This is a genomic window from Vibrio sp. SS-MA-C1-2 (genome assembly GCF_021513135.1).
Taxonomy (GTDB): domain Bacteria; phylum Pseudomonadota; class Gammaproteobacteria; order Enterobacterales; family Vibrionaceae.
Genome location: NZ_CP090981.1, coordinates 1,092,750 through 1,108,161, shown reverse-complemented (window position 1 = coordinate 1,108,161; position 15,412 = coordinate 1,092,750). Strand labels below are relative to the sequence as shown.

12 protein-coding genes are annotated in these 15,412 nt (G+C 39.0%); 5 read left to right on the top strand and 7 right to left on the bottom strand.

Annotated features, from left to right (window positions below):
* Window positions 1-139: 139 nt before the first annotated feature.
* A complete protein-coding gene (sigZ, locus tag L0B53_RS09660; RefSeq protein ID WP_235061851.1) occupies window positions 140-685 on the bottom strand; it encodes an RNA polymerase sigma factor SigZ in 546 nt (181 codons plus the stop codon).
* Window positions 686-731: 46 nt separating this feature from the next.
* Window positions 732-1,439, bottom strand: coding sequence for a glutathione S-transferase family protein (locus L0B53_RS09655; RefSeq protein WP_235061850.1), 708 nt, complete (start codon window positions 1,437-1,439; stop codon window positions 732-734).
* Between the two features lie 196 nt (window positions 1,440-1,635).
* Here L0B53_RS09655 and L0B53_RS09650 point away from each other — a divergent pair, with 196 nt between their 5' ends.
* The 5 genes from L0B53_RS09650 to L0B53_RS09630 all read left to right on the top strand — a co-directional run bounded on the left by L0B53_RS09650 (window position 1,636) and on the right by L0B53_RS09630 (window position 7,723).
* Complete coding sequence (locus L0B53_RS09650; RefSeq protein ID WP_235061849.1) at window positions 1,636-2,958, top strand: DEAD/DEAH box helicase; 1,323 nt, start codon at window positions 1,636-1,638, stop codon at window positions 2,956-2,958.
* Between the two features lie 294 nt (window positions 2,959-3,252).
* A complete protein-coding gene (locus L0B53_RS09645; protein ID WP_235062221.1) occupies window positions 3,253-3,531 on the top strand; it encodes a c-type cytochrome in 279 nt (92 codons plus the stop codon).
* Between the two features lie 11 nt (window positions 3,532-3,542).
* On the top strand, window positions 3,543-4,952 hold the full coding sequence (ccoN, locus tag L0B53_RS09640; protein WP_235061848.1) for a cytochrome-c oxidase, cbb3-type subunit I: 1,410 nt from the start codon (window positions 3,543-3,545) through the stop codon (window positions 4,950-4,952).
* Window positions 4,953-4,955: 3 nt separating this feature from the next.
* Entirely contained in the window at window positions 4,956-5,567 is a 612-nt protein-coding gene (locus tag L0B53_RS09635) for a cbb3-type cytochrome c oxidase subunit II (RefSeq protein ID WP_235061847.1), read from the top strand.
* Window positions 5,567-7,723, top strand: coding sequence for a c-type cytochrome (locus tag L0B53_RS09630; RefSeq protein WP_235061846.1), 2,157 nt, complete (start codon window positions 5,567-5,569; stop codon window positions 7,721-7,723). The genes L0B53_RS09635 and L0B53_RS09630 overlap by 1 nt, the downstream gene beginning before the upstream one ends.
* Before the next feature lie 140 nt (window positions 7,724-7,863).
* Here L0B53_RS09630 and L0B53_RS09625 read toward each other — a convergent pair whose 3' ends face one another.
* From L0B53_RS09625 to L0B53_RS09605, 5 genes are all read right to left on the bottom strand, one after another.
* Window positions 7,864-9,075 carry a DEAD/DEAH box helicase gene (locus L0B53_RS09625; RefSeq protein WP_235061845.1) on the bottom strand — a complete coding sequence of 404 codons (1,212 nt, stop codon included), beginning with the start codon at window positions 9,073-9,075 and terminating at the stop codon, window positions 7,864-7,866.
* A 241-nt stretch (window positions 9,076-9,316) separates the two neighbouring features.
* Complete coding sequence (locus L0B53_RS09620) at window positions 9,317-10,576, bottom strand: hybrid-cluster NAD(P)-dependent oxidoreductase (RefSeq protein ID WP_235061844.1); 1,260 nt, start codon at window positions 10,574-10,576, stop codon at window positions 9,317-9,319.
* A 228-nt stretch (window positions 10,577-10,804) separates the two neighbouring features.
* Entirely contained in the window at window positions 10,805-12,463 is a 1,659-nt protein-coding gene (gene hcp, locus L0B53_RS09615; RefSeq protein ID WP_235061843.1) for a hydroxylamine reductase, read from the bottom strand.
* A gap of 650 nt (window positions 12,464-13,113) precedes the next feature.
* A complete protein-coding gene (locus L0B53_RS09610; protein WP_235061842.1) occupies window positions 13,114-13,719 on the bottom strand; it encodes a YhgN family NAAT transporter in 606 nt (201 codons plus the stop codon).
* 498 nt (window positions 13,720-14,217) lie between these two features.
* Complete coding sequence (locus tag L0B53_RS09605) at window positions 14,218-15,324, bottom strand: permease (RefSeq protein WP_235061841.1); 1,107 nt, start codon at window positions 15,322-15,324, stop codon at window positions 14,218-14,220.
* Window positions 15,325-15,412: the final 88 nt, after the last annotated feature.

Genomic DNA, 15,412 nt, shown 5'->3' with positions numbered 1-15,412 from the left:
AGCAAACTACGCTTAATAGCTATCGTTATCAACTCAAAATCTGATTAAAATCCTGCTAAAATACATTAACTGATTAATATCAAAGCAAGATTTATTGAATCACGTTTTCTCACACTCGACCCACTTTATGAATGAACCGTCACCGACAATAATGACACTCATTTCCTTTACTCTCAATCTTGATTAAATTGCCCTTTTCATCAAGAGATAATGCACAACATTCATCAAACAACGAGAAGAGAGAGCGACGTCCTTTTTGTACTCGTGATTTTAAAGTGGAATAGTTTATCCCACTCTGTTTTGCATACTCTTTTTGAGAAAGCCCATTAATCTCAATCGCAGTTAATATTTCAGCTTCCTCTTTGGGCATAGCATCAATAAAAGGTTCAACACAGGAGGACAATTGCTGTAAAAGATCTGGATCATCATCTTTATACCAAAGATCATCTTCAGATAACTCTCGTTGAGATCCTCGTTTACGATAAAAGTCGATAATTGTATTATTCGCGATTTGAAATAACCAAGACTTAATTTTTTTACTCTCTTTTACTGAATCTAATTTTTGATAGACCTTAATTAAGATTTCCTGAAGAAGATCATCAACATCCGCAGAATTTGAAACATTACGATGTAAAAAAGCCTTTAAGCTTGCTTGATATTCTTGCCAGATCGTTTCAACATTCATCAACCTATACCTTTTGATTATCTATTTTTTATTTTTAAAATAGAGATTAGCCACAACATGAAGACATTGGCTTATTTTTACATTGCTGAGAATGATCCTCCAGTAAATCTCCCGCTAAAAAGGTATTGATAAGATAAAAATCACAAAACATTGGCTCAAAATCATCACTAACACTTTTTTCAACTAATCCGGTATCAAGTAATGCCGCTTGCCACGCTTGCATTTTTGGCATACCGTCAAGAAAATCAAACCCACTTTTATTGCTAATAATAGCGGCACGATGTAAAAGAGGTAACCATGCAATATCAACAGTTCCAATTTCATTAGAACGGAAAAATTGGGTATCACCAGATAATTCAGCCTCTACTTTAGCGAAATCTTTTAATAATTTAACCTTTTTCTCATTAAATTGTTGTTCGCTTTTGCTCGACATCACACCACATTGCACCAAATAATTCTTTGCAGCTAAGTAACTCCATGCACGCTCCAAGGCACGTTGTTCATGGCTTATTTTAGCGTCAAAGGCACCATATTTATCGCTGATGTATTCAATAATTGCATCAGATTCAAAAAGTACCGAATTATCTTCAGCAATAAGGATGGGAACTTGCCCATTTGGAGAGACATCTAAAAACCATTGTGGCTTATCCGATAAACTAATGTACTCAATCTGATAAGGGATATTCTTTGCTTCTAACGCTGCAGTCACTCGTTGTACAAATGGACAAATTTTAAAGCTAACAATTTTGATCATTTTTCTACTCTCTATTCGATTCAGAATATTGTTTAAATTCAGATGCGCTTTGAAAAGAGATAATCATCCATCAAAGTACAATTCTTTTACCTATAAGACGAGCATTCTTGAAAAAAGACGACGAGATACAAAATTTTTTTGCATTATTTAAAAGAGGGGTTAGACTGCCGATATTATTTTGTTACGAGCCTTGCTTATGTCATTTTCATCACTTTCTCTCAATACGACACTTACCACCCAGCTGCCAGCAACGTTGACAAAAACAACCCCTATTCAGCAGCAAGCGATTCCAGCCATATTAAAGGGTGATGATCTCATTGCATTAGCGCAAACAGGGAGTGGTAAGACTTTTGCTTATCTTTTGCCGATATTAAATCGTTTACTCAGCCACAATACTAACGCTGAATCAGTAAAAGACATTCAAGCGATAATTATTGTGCCAACACGAGAACTGGCTAGCCAAGTAAGTGGTTCCTTACTTTCACTCATTCAATCTCTTAATATTACCAGTGCAATTTTGTCTGGTGGTATACCGCTAACGGAGCAACAGCAGCAGTTAGACAGTCAGCCTCAAATTATCGTTGCAACACCCGGACGTCTGCTTGATCTGCTTAACAATGAAATCATCTCGGTCGACACGGTCAATTGTTTAGTGCTGGATGAAGCGGATCGCTTGTTAGAGATGGGGTTCTTGCCAGACATTGAAAAGATTATTCACTCTCTTCCCAATCAGCGACAAACCCTGCTATTTTCAGCGACCTTTGCCGAACCATTACAAAAGCTAACAAAACAAATTTTCACCAAAACGCCAACTCGAATTGAATTAGCTAACCAAATAGAGCTTAAGCCTGAAATTAATGAAACCTGTTATTTAGTCAATAAAGGGAGCAAACCTCAAGTACTGATCTCTCAGCTTAAGAAACTCGATCACAACTGCCAAGCGCTAGTCTTTATCAATAGTAAAAGTGATGTTGATAAGCTGACAAAACGGATGATTAAAGCCGGTTTTTCTGTTGCAGCACTTCATGGTGATAAAGAACAAATAGTACGTGAACAAACACTTACAGACTTTAAAAACCGCAAGATAAATTTTCTAATCACTACCGATCTATTAGCGAGAGGGGTTGATATTGAGGCTCTGCCTTTAATTATTAATCTCGAACTACCAACTCAAGCCGAAAATTATGTTCATCGAATTGGACGTACAGCAAGAGCTGGAAAGTCAGGGGAGGCAATATCATTAGTCTCTCACAGTGAAATGGAATACTTCACTGCGATTAAAAAATTGACCCAGAGAGAGCTGCCACTGTTAGAGTTAGATGATTTCCCTGTAACAGATAAACCGACGTCGGGTGAAAGTAAACGCTCACCTAGAGATAAAAAAGCCAACCGTCGAACCGCTCAAAAAAGTAGTATTAAGCAGTTTTCTAATAAGAAGAAAGTCTCCAGTAATAAAGCGGTTTCTAGTAATAAACCGGTCTCTAGTCATAAAAAAGCCAATGGAAATCGTTCAAAATAATACCTAATATTCACGGTAACCAACGCTGAGTAACGGTCAATTTTAACAATGAGTTAAGCCTGTTTTAGTTTATCCATAACTCAACAATAAGCAGGCGTCTCATCACCTATCCATGAATGAAAATACGAATCCATATCAACTAGCCATTAACAACAGATAAACAACCCATTCACCTTGAATTTACCCAGTTTCTTTATTATACCTTATATATAAATCTCATTATTGATACTGGAACTTATCATGAAATATTCTGTTTTAAGTACGCTACTATTCGGATTACTTTCATCTCATGTCATGGCTGATCAATCTAAACAGTTTGAAATAGGAAAGCAGAAAGCTAAAGTCTGCATGACCTGCCATGGTGTCGATGGAATATCTCTTTTAGATCCCTACCCTAATCTTCGAAGCCAAAAGCAAGGTTATATTGTCTCTGCTCTCAAAGATTATAAAGCTCGTGAACGCACCAGTGGATTGGCGGTATTAATGCAACAACAAGCCGATGCACTGACAGAACAGGATATGCAGGATATTGCATTCTATTACTCGAAGCTAGGCAGCGAATTAGATAAGTAGGGAACAATACTATGACGCAATCCGACACTATGTATGACACTAAAGTTGTACGTTATTTTATTATTGCTGCCGTTATCTGGGCTGTTCTTGGGATGACCATTGGGGTTATTCTTGCGGCACAGCTCTATTGGCCAGTGTTAAATTTTGATTCAGAATATTTTCAATTTGGACGCTTACGCCCACTTCATACCTCTGGGGTGATTTTTGGTTTTGTCGTCAACATTTTGATGGGTACCTCACTCTATATTGTTCAACGCACAGGAAATACGCCACTCTTCAATAAAAGCTTATCTTGGATGGTTTTTTGGGGCTGGCAATTAGTTCTTTTCTTAGCGTTGATCACCCTCCCTTTAGGTTACACCACATCAAAAGAGTACGCTGAGCTAGAGTGGCCAATCGACATCTTAATTGTTTTAGTTTGGGTGCTTTATGCGGTCTTATTCTTTGGCACGATAGCGATTCGACGCGTTCACCATATCTTTGTTGCTAACTGGTTTTATGCTGGATTTATCATCGTTATCGCGATGATATTTATCTTAAATAACTTAGCACTGCCTGCTTCAGCTATGAAATCTTATTCTGTATTTGCAGGGGCTCAGGATGCTGTTATCCAATGGTGGTGGGGACATAACGCGGTAGGTTTCCTATTAACTGCGGGTGTAATTGGGATGAACTACTATTTTATTCCTAAAATCACTGATCGACCAATCTACTCATATCGTTTATCGATTATTCACTTTTGGGGTTTAGTCGGTTTCTATACTTGGGCGGGTACTCACCATCTTATCTACTCTTCCGTTCCTGTTTGGGTTCAGAATATCGGGATCGTGATGTCATTGATTCTTTGGCTCCCTTCCTGGGCAGGCGCATTTAACAGCTTTATGACACTGCTATCGAATAAGCAGAAGTTGAAAAATGATTACATTATGTTGTTCTTCTTCTCTGCGATTGTTTACTACTGTTTAGCAACCTTTGAAGGTCCTCTGCTTGCGATTCGTTGGTTCAATATGCTGGCTCACAATACGGAGTGGGTAATTGGTCATGTACATTCTGGGGCTTTAGGCTGGGTGGCACTTTCAGGTATTGCTGTCTTCTACTATTTCATACCTCGTCTCTGGAATAAAGAGCAATTGTGGTCAAACAAACTACTGAAACTTCACTTCTGGCTCGCCCATATTGGTATTGCACTGTACGCTATTGCACTCTGGGTTGCGGGTATCGGTGAAGGTTATATGTGGTTAGCTCAAGATGATAATGGCGAGCTTCTGTATAGTTTTGTACAAGCGATGGACTTTAAAGCGCCATGGTTATTTGTACGCTTCTTTGGTGGCGCACTGTTTGTATTAGGACTATTGGTTATGGTGTTCAATATCTATAAAACGGTCACTTCACCAAAAATTACTGCGGTAAAGGAGGCGTAAATTATGTTTAATAAAGATTTTACGCAATCGGTATTTATCTTAATTGTCTCAACCATCGTGGTTGCAAGTTTTTCTGTACTGAGTTGGGTTGTGCCTAACTTATTAAAAACAGAGGAGCTACACGCTAAATCGACGGCAAAGCCTCTGACCCCTATTGAGTTGGAAGGCCGAGATATCTATATCAGTGAAGGGTGTCATGTCTGTCATACTCAGATGGTTCGCCCTTTAGATCCTGAAATTAAACGTGATGGTGAACCGAACCAAGAGGCGGATGATATTTATGAATTCCCTAATCTGTGGGGATCGAAGCGAACAGGGCCAGACCTAACAAACTTAGGACGTAAGTATTCTGATCGCTGGCATGAATTGCATCTTTATAATCCAAGAGATGTCGTTCCAACTTCAATTATGCCTTCTTATCCGTGGTTATTTGAGCAACGTTTATCCGGTGATGATATCCAGAGTAAGATGGAGACACTGCGTACTTTAGGGGTTCCTTATACCGATAAAGAGATTGCAGATGCACGTATTGAAGTTCGTGGTAAAACCAAGGCGGAAGCACTGGTTCGTTACCTACAGAGCTTAGGTGTTGATACCGCAGAGGAGATGAAATAATGGGTACTATTTTAAATTTTGTCGTCGTTATTTTAATCCTGCTGTTTTTAGCCATCATGTTCTATGTGATTCTAAAATACTGGCGTTCAAATAACACCGCAGATAAAAATAAGGTACTGGATACGTTTGATGGAATTGGAGAAACCGATGCTCCACCGCCAAAATTGTTCTTTATCTCTATGTTTATCGCCTTTGCTATGGCTGTGGGATATTTAATTCTCTATCCGGGACTAGGCAATTGGAAAGGATTGGTGGAATGGCAGCAATCTGATGATAAGTTAAGTGCCCCAACCACCACCTTAGATCATCAGATGGCACAGCTCTCTAATCACTCTTTATCAGCCTTAGCTAATGTTGAAGAAGTTGTACGAAGTGGTGAAGGACTATTTCAGACCCATTGTGCCGCTTGTCACCGCGATAATGCACAAGGACAGAAGCACTTCCCTAACTTAATTGATAATGATTGGTTATATGGCGGCAGTGATGCTGAGATCATTCACTCAATCAAGCATGGTCGTAATGGTGCAATGCCAGGTTGGGAAGAGGTATTATCTAATGAAGAGGTAACCAATGTCTCTTATTACCTAGCCGCTCTGGATAATCGTCACATCAATGCACCAAGCGTCAAAATTGCTCAAGGCAAAGAGACCTTTATCCAAAATTGTTCAAGTTGTCACCACGATGGTACGGTCGCTAACCCATTAATTGGCGCTCCCTTATTATCGGATGATATCTGGTTACATGGCGGAAGTATCGAAGAGATTCAAACGACAATTCGCGGTGGTTTAAACAATGTAATGCCCGCATTTGGTAATCAACTGTCTGATAATAAGATTTTAGCGATTGGTGCTTATCTTAATCGAAGTAAAATTGATTATGAAACTCGTATGTCCGCATTAGATCAAGAACAGATTAAACGTGGTGAATATCTTGCCTATGCTGGTGACTGTGTGGCTTGTCATAGTTCAGAAGGCGGCGAACCTTTTGCTGGTGGCTTGCCATTTGTGACACCATTTGGTACCGCTTATTCCACCAATATAACTCCACATGTTAGTGAAGGTATTGGTGATTATAACTACCAAGAGTTCAAAGATGCCTTGTATAAGGGGAAAGGAAAGCACGGTTATCTCTACCCTGCGATGCCTTATACCTCTTATCAGTATGTGACTGAGGAAGATGTTCAGGCTCTGTGGGCTTACTTGCAATCTATTACACCAGTTGCCCATAGAAACAGCACAAACCAAATGATGTTCCCATCAAATATTCGTTTAGGGCTTCTTGGTTGGAATATTGTCTTTATGGATACTGACCCACTAAATATTGATATTCCGACGGAATTAAATATTCCTGAAGATAAGCAAGAATTATGGCAACGTGGTAAATATTTTGTGATGGGGTTAGGTCACTGTTCTGAGTGTCATACACCACGAAACCTTGCTCAAGCGTTAGAGTCAGACAAAATCTTCCAAGGTAATATCATTGATGGTTGGAATGCGCCAAACATTACGGCTAACGAGCTTTATGAAGATGCATGGGATCTTAACTCTCTCTCTGATTTCTTACATACCGCTCACTCTGACAAAGGGACTGCTTTTGCTGGAATGGCAGATGTTGTTAAGAACAGTACCAGTAAGATGACCAGAGATGATGTCGAAAGTATGGCTTATTACCTACTAAAAGGGGATAAAGGTAATACCCTAGATCCAACTATTAAGCAGTTAAAACCATCTGGATTTACTGCTGAAGCCCTTCAGTCACCGCAATATGCTCTTTATAAAGAGACCTGTGGCGCCTGTCATGGTGCAGATGGTAAAGGTCGAGACCCAATCGCACCAACATTGCTGCATAACGGTATTATCATGCATAGTGATCCGTTTAATACCATTGCGGTAGCGGTACGTGGACTCTCTCCAACTTATATTGATGAAGAGCGTAACTTCATGCCAATGGTTAGTTTTGAAGATATCTTATCTGATAAAGAATTGGCCGATATGATTAGCTTTGTTCGTTATTATCTTGGTGACCGTAAAGACCCAGTCACAGAACAACAGGTAACTGATGTTCGTGAGCGTCTTGAAAAAGCCGGATACACTCAAGGTCTACACAGTACCCCTGATATGTATGAACAGCGTGATGGAAATATTAATGTCGATTAATTATATCAATTAATTATATCAATTAATTCATTCGATAATTCCAATAAAAATGCCACCTCAATGACTAATCATTAGGTGGCATTTTTTATTTGCATAACTTTACTTTCTCAAGCCAATTAAAATTCAAACAAAAAGTTTCATTATTTCTCTTGTTTTGGCTTCTGATTTGAACGCTTTTCTTTGCTTTTATGATAATTCAAGATCGAGATTGGTAGCTCTTTACGCGGTTCAAAACCTTCAATTTCACGACGCTTAATTAAATGCCCTAAGCGGCTTTCTATCATACAAAGGTTTTTAAAGTTATCTCTAGATACCAAAGAGATTGCCTCCCCTTTTGCCCCTGCACGACCTGTACGACCAATACGGTGAACATACTCATCAGCAGGATATGGCAGATCGTAATTAACGACACGAACTAGGTTTTCAATATCAATACCACGAGCAGCAACACCTGTTGCCACTAAAAATTGAAGTTTTCCTGATTTAAAATCTTCCATCAGTTGAGAACGAATTGCTTGGCTACGTCCACTATGGAATGATTCCGCTTTAATGCCACGTTTCTCTAATTGAGTCACCAACTTAGCTGCACCATGTTTAGTCTCAATGAAAATCAACGCTTGTTGCCATTCACCGTCTGTAATGAGATGACTTAATAGTGCCGATTTCTGATCTTTGTCGACACCAACTAGCCATTGATCAATTTCAGATTTAGATGCGGCATTGGCTGCAATTGAGATTTCTACCGGATTCTCAATTGCCGTTTTAGCAAGATCTCTGACACGAGTCGATAACGTTGCTGAAAAGAGCAAATCTTGACGTTGATCAGGTAGGCGAGCAATGATCTTGTTAATATCTTCGATAAAGCCCATATCCAACATACGGTCAGCTTCATCTAATACCAAAACTTCAAGTTCATCAAAATGCATTGCACGTTGACCATACATATCTAACAGACGTCCCGGTGTCGCAACCAGAATATCCACCCCATCAATCAAACGTTGCTTCTGAGCTTGATACTCAACGCCACCATACATCGCGAGAGAGGTAATATCTAAATAACGGCTATATTGGGCAATGTTCTTTTCTACCTGCACCACAAGTTCACGGGTTGGCGCTAAGATCAATGCGCGAACTCGTTTTGCTCGCACTTTTTTACCATCACTAAACTTCTCTAGCAAAGGTAAAACAAAGCTCGCGGTTTTTCCGGTTCCGGTTTGCGCCGCTGCCAATAAGTTATTCCCCTTTAAAATCTCAGGAATCGCTTTGTTTTGAATGGTGGTTGGCTTTTTATAGTCTGAGTCAGCAATCGCTTTTAAAATCGGATCGCTTAATCCTAAGTGGCTAAATGGCATCTAAAATCTCTTTAAATAGGTCAATTATCGTTAAGGCGACAGCCAATAACAGGATAGAAGTGGCGCTATTCTAGCATGAATTATTGTTTATATAAGACAATCTCTTCTATACCGAAAGGAATTGGAGTTGCGAGTAGGCGGCAAGTAAAAGGAATAAACAAAAACAGCAGAGAAGAAAAACCACCCTGCTGTCTGATATTGATATTTCTATTTATATTTATATTTATATTAAAAATAAAAGTTAACTCGCAGAGTCTTCCAACTCCACCGTCACATCGCTTTTCACTCGACTAGAACAAGCAAGTACATAACCACCAGCAATCTCTTCTTCCGTTAATGTTTCAGTGCTCGTTGAGGTCACTTTACCTTTGGTCACTTTACATTTACAAGAGCCACAAACACCAGTACGACATGCACCAATAATCGGTAAACCATGTTTTTCAAGATCATCCAGTAATAGACTATTTTCACCGACTTCTTCTGCAAGATCGTAACCATTAACGGTCATTGTGACTTTTTCATCACTCTCCAGCTCTTCAGCTGCAGGGGTAAAGCTTTCATGAAAAAAGTGATTAGCCGATAAACCTTGTTCATCTGCCATCGTTTTAATGTTCTCCATAAACTCAACAGGTCCACAAAGGAGCAGAGAACGATCAGCAAGATCTGGGCAGATTACTGCCATTTTCTCGCGATTAATTCGCCCTTGAGTAACTGGCAATTGAACTTGATTATCAGGATCAGCGATATCGCGCAGAACGAGTGCAACATGGAACTGAGGGTATTGCTCACTTAACGCTAAAAGCTCTTTATGGAAGATAATATTATCTTTATCGCGAGCACAATGAAGGAAAGTAATATCTAACTCTGGTGATTTCACTTTTGCCGTTAACAGTGCTTTGGCCATCGATAAGACCGGTGTGATGCCACAACCTGCACTCACTAATAATAACTTCTCTTTGTGGGTGTTATCGCTTAAGTTAAATTGCCCTGCGACGTTAAATACCGTAATTTGATCATCAATGGCTAAATGGTCGATCATCCAATTAGAGACGACTCCATCTTCAACACGTTTGATCATTAACTGAAGTTGTTTGGTTTTTGGCGCAGAGCTAATCGAGTAAGCGCGATAATGTGTTTTACCTTCAATTTCAACGGAGATAGTAACAAATTGCCCCGCTTTGAAGTTAAAACTGTGCCCCTCTTTTGTTTCAAAGATAAAGCTAACAGAGTCATGCGTCTCATCATTTCGCTGTTTTAATACTAAAGGGGCTTTTTCAGGTGACCAGATTGGTGCAACCGTTGATTTGGCAAATTGGAACTTGCCTTTTTTCGGACTATTGCCAGAATCGTTACTCTCACTGGTTTTTTTACCACCTAACGTTAGTCCACCTAATGGTGATCCACCAAGCGATGATTTTCCACCTAAACCGCCAGTAGAAAGTTTCAATGGCGATAAACTAGGCTTTGAAAAAGGAGATTGAGTCGGTTTTGATGATGACATGAAAAAGTACCTATAACGTTCGATACTGAAAAATACCGAGAACAGAAACTAAAAAGAAAAAACCGCTGTCACTTAATGATTTATCCCCTTCTTACTTGGGTATACATTGTGACAACGGTGATATATTAACTAAATAATGACTTATACCCACCTTACTTGAAGTTACTAGGTTGTTGGTTGCACTCGCTTGCTACCTACTAGCAACTCCAATTATTTTAGGTATATCGATTAGCCTAGCATTTCAGCAAGATCTGTATCTACATCAGTAATACCACGTAGACCGAAGTTATCTTGAAGTGCTTGCATTAAATTATCAGTTAGGAATGCTGGCGCTGTTGGTCCAGTACGAATTCCTTTAACACCCAGTGCTAATAGCGTTAATAATACAACGATTGCTTTCTGTTCAAACCAAGAAAGAACAATGTTTAATGGTAAATCGTTAATGTCACACTCAAAAGCTTCTGCAAGAGCAAGAACTAACTGAATAGCAGAGTAAGTGTCATTACACTGACCGATATCAAGTAGACGAGGGATACCGTTGATATCGCCAAAATCTTTCTTATTGAAGCGGAACTTACCACAAGCCAGTGTTAATACAACGCTATCTTCAGGTACATTCACCGCTAAGTCAGTGAAGTAGTTACGCTCTGCTTTATCTCCGTCACAACCACCGATTAGGAAGAAGTTTTTGATGTTACCTGCTTTCACTTCTTCAACAACGGCTGGAGCAGCTGCCATTAGTGCGTTTCGACCAAAGCCAACGGTGATGAAGTGTTCAATCTCTGTGTGTGCAAAACCAGCTTGAGCTTGTGCACATTCGATAACTTGGCTGAAGTCATCACCTTCAATGTGAACAACACCCGGCCAACCTACGATGCTACGCGTAAAGATACGGTCAGCATAAGCACCAACTTCTGGGTTAATCAGACAATTAGATGTCATCACGATTGCACCAGGAAATTTAGCAAACTCTTCTTGCTGATTCTGCCAAGCACTACCGTAGTTACCTACAAGGTGCGGGTATTTTTTAAGTTCTGGGTAGCTGTGTGCTGGAAGCATTTCACCATTAGTATAAACATTGATGCCTTTACCTTCAGTCTGCTGAAGAATCTTCTCTAAATCGTGAAGATCGTGTCCAGACACTAGGATACATTTACCCGCAGTAGTCTTAACGTTGACTTGAGTTGGTTCAGGGTGACCAAATGTCGCTGTCTCACCGTGATCAAGCATTTCCATGATACGGTAGTTTAACAGACCAATTTTCATTGATGTTTCAAGTAGTGCATTAGCATCGGTAGGATCAGTACCTAACCATGCCATAATTTGGTGGTATTCAGCATAAACATTCTCATCAGTTTGACCAAGAACGTGGGCATGTTCCATGTATGCCGCTGCGCCTTTAAGACCGTATAGGCATAATAGACGTAGACCAATAATATCTTCATGTAACTCTTCGTGACCACGATTTACCGCAACAGAAGGTGCAATTTCTAATAACTCTTCTGCTGTTTCTGGTAAAACAAATGCTGCTGCAGGAGAAAGTTTAGGTAGTTCATCACCTGCCGCTAAAGCCGCTTCAATCACTTGGTCTTTTAGCTTGTTCTTATAAACTTCAGCCGTTTGAGTGTACTCAGTGATGCGCTCAGGAACAAAGTTAACATTGGTTAGTGTTGAGAAGAATGCGCGAGGAGCCCATGCATCAATTTCACTATCAACGATATTGTATGTGCGAGCAAGTTCAGCCCAAAAAGAGACACCCTGAAGGTTATAAACTAGCACATCTTGTAAATCAGATACGTCAGCAGTTTTACCACATAGGCCTTGAGCGAAAGTACAGCCTTTAGCTGTTGGTGTTTCAGCAGTTTGTTCACATTGAATACAAAACATTAGATAGACTCCGTTAAAATCATTATTGGTCAGCCCATTTAGACTAACAATCAACCATGATCATATACAAGCACTTTTTATGCCAATTTTAAACAATCAATGATAAGCCACTAATTTAAAACACTAAATAAATCAAAATAACTTTAATCCACTTTATAAAGGCCTAAATTGATGTATATATGACAACAACAAAAAACCCAGGCGATGTAAAAAAGACATCGTAAATTTATTCGCAAAAATGGTGTATTTTTTAATGATAAAAAAGGGAAGTAAAAATGATCGAGATCAAATTGAAGTGAATTGGTTTTAGCAATATCTATGTTTGAGACTGTTTTAGCAATGACTCTGCGCTCTAAAATATCCATCTAATGATGTAAAATAAACATCAAGAAAAATTAATCTTATTCTGCTTAGACTAATTAGGATAAATTTTGATATCTATCGGTAAGGTAAATAAAAAAATGACCACCAGAAAAATGGCAGTCATTATTGATTAGTCTATTTATTGTTTATTTATAAGCCAATCTAAACTTTAAAACTTGAACCCTCTTACTTGAAGTTGCTAGGTTATTGGCTTCATTTATTTGCCAATTAGCCACTCCAATTACTTTCGTTATCGATATTCAAAAACAATAAGCAAAAGAGTTCACCTATAACGCAAGATATTTAATATAACTCTCAATCGCATTCAGGAACATTTGAATAGAGATCATAAGTAGCACCATTCCCATTAAACGTTCTAAAGCCGTTAAACCTTTTTCCCCGACAAGCTTTTCAAAGAACTCACCTAGAGAAAGAATGACAGCTGAAGCTCCCCAAGCTAGAACAACGGCAATCGTCCAATCCCCCATTCTAGTCGTATCTTGGTGAGCAAATAAAATAAGGGTTGCAATAATAGATGGGCCAGCAAGCATAGGCATTGCTAATGGCACAATTAATGGTTCTTCACCTGCCGCACCACCAAAACCACCTCCCTCAGAGTCACCAGAAGGGAAAATCATTTTTAGCGAAATGATAAACAGTATAATGGCACCAGATAGAAGTATCGCTTCCTGTTGGAGGCCTAAGAAAGATAATATTGCTTCGCCTCCATATAGAAATACAAGCATGATCACTAATGCAATCAACAGCTCTCGTATCAATACAATACGGCGACGTTTTTTGGGTAGATGCCTTAGAACAGAGGAAAAAATAGGTAAATTACCCATTGGATCCATAATCAAGAAAAGTGTAACGGCAGCAGATAAAATATCCATTAATTCGACCTTAAACTGTGTATAAAAAGGAGTTTGTCAAATGACAATAAAAATCAAGAAAGATGGAGTGATTCCCTAATCATAAAGCCTAAAGCTCTATGTCTCACAATGACGATAAATCTATATTTATCTGCCTATTTTTCACGGACACTAAATAGATAATCAACCATTCCAATGGTTTTCGTCTTCTATACACAAATGACTTGGAACGACCGAAACTGAGAGTTGAACAGGTTCAGCATGAAGCAGCTACAAGTACCAAGGTATGTTGATCTTACTTTGCCACGCATACTACATTACTTTACTTAAAGAAGTCTTACTATATTGTCCTTTCTATTTAGATTAGTCGACTTATCTCTAAAATATAAAAAAATAGCCATACTCTCGAACTAAAAGTGATAATTCACTTTCAATTGAGACCATGGCTATTATTAGCATTGCAAATAACTCACTGATTAATTAACTAGTTATACCCTGAATAATTGAAATAAATTATTTTTATCCAAAGATGAACGTGTAAAGGTAACCTGCACCAATTGCCATAGAAATAATGACAAATAAGAATGCTGCTATCATCTGGTTTTTAAAGATAGACTTCAGCAAGATAACTTCCGTCAAACTTGCTCCGGCACTACCAATAATCAACGCCATAACTGAACCTAATGCCATCCCTTTTTGCACTAAAGCTGCACTTAATGGAATCACTGCTTCAGCACGAATATAAAGTGGGATACCGATAATCGCTGCCACTGGAATTGCATACCAATTACCTTCACCAGCATATTTAGCAATCAAATCAGTTGGAATAAAGCCATAAATAAATGAACCTAGTAAGATACCAATTAACAAATAAGGAAGTACCTGTTTAAAGTCACTCCAAGTACCTTGCCAAATGCGTAACCAACGACCAACAGGTTTTGCTTCTGAAGCCGCTGCTGGAGTATCGCCACAACAACTGGTTTCAACAGGGGCTGGTTCACTGGTTCCACAACAGCTTGTTGCTGCTACTGGCTCTGGCTTACTTGGTGCACAACAGCTCGTTGCCGCTACTGGCTCTGGCTTGCTTGGTGCGCAACAGCTTGTTTCAGCGACAGGTTCTGCTTTTTTAGCTGGCGTGCTATCACAACAGCTTGGCTCAGCAATTGAAGAATCATAAGCCTCTTTGCGTACATAACGCTCAAAACCTAATTTTTCTAGCACATAGCCTGCAGTTACTGACACAATCAGGGCGATAGCAAAGTAAAATACCGCAACTTTCCAGCCAAATGTCACCACAAATAGACCGATAATAATTGGGTTAAGTAGTGGACTTGAGAACAAGAAGACCATCATTGGGCCAAAACCCGCTCTTGCACGTAATAACCCTTTTAAGAATGGAATGGTTGAACATGAGCAAAAAGGGGTAATCGCACCAAGAAGGGCAGCAATGATATAGCCTTTGCCTTTTCTTGAGCTTAAAATTGATTGCACTTTTTCTGGGGTAATAAATTCTTGTAGGATACCCACTAAATAACTAATACCCAAGAATAGGATAATTAATTCAGTTGCTAAGAATGCAAACATATTGGCTGCATTTTTAGCCATTTCGATAAATTCAGGACTCATAACTGGCTCTCAAGTAAAATTCTTAATTTCTAAGTTGATGGAATTATATATGTGAGTCATAAATAGTCAACATTTACTTCCAATATTT

Coding starts and splice junctions, on each gene's coding strand:
- sigZ (WP_235061851.1), bottom strand. CDS start 685: ATGAATGTTGAAACGATCTGGCAAGAATATCAAGCAAGCTTAAAGGCT.
- L0B53_RS09655 (WP_235061850.1), bottom strand. CDS start 1,439: ATGATCAAAATTGTTAGCTTTAAAATTTGTCCATTTGTACAACGAGTG.
- L0B53_RS09650 (WP_235061849.1), top strand. CDS start 1,636: ATGTCATTTTCATCACTTTCTCTCAATACGACACTTACCACCCAGCTG.
- L0B53_RS09645 (WP_235062221.1), top strand. CDS start 3,253: ATGGCTGATCAATCTAAACAGTTTGAAATAGGAAAGCAGAAAGCTAAA.
- ccoN (WP_235061848.1), top strand. CDS start 3,543: ATGACGCAATCCGACACTATGTATGACACTAAAGTTGTACGTTATTTT.
- L0B53_RS09635 (WP_235061847.1), top strand. CDS start 4,956: ATGTTTAATAAAGATTTTACGCAATCGGTATTTATCTTAATTGTCTCA.
- L0B53_RS09630 (WP_235061846.1), top strand. CDS start 5,567: ATGGGTACTATTTTAAATTTTGTCGTCGTTATTTTAATCCTGCTGTTT.
- L0B53_RS09625 (WP_235061845.1), bottom strand. CDS start 9,075: ATGCCATTTAGCCACTTAGGATTAAGCGATCCGATTTTAAAAGCGATT.
- L0B53_RS09620 (WP_235061844.1), bottom strand. CDS start 10,576: ATGTCATCATCAAAACCGACTCAATCTCCTTTTTCAAAGCCTAGTTTA.
- hcp (WP_235061843.1), bottom strand. CDS start 12,463: ATGTTTTGTATTCAATGTGAACAAACTGCTGAAACACCAACAGCTAAA.
- L0B53_RS09610 (WP_235061842.1), bottom strand. CDS start 13,719: ATGGATATTTTATCTGCTGCCGTTACACTTTTCTTGATTATGGATCCA.
- L0B53_RS09605 (WP_235061841.1), bottom strand. CDS start 15,324: ATGAGTCCTGAATTTATCGAAATGGCTAAAAATGCAGCCAATATGTTT.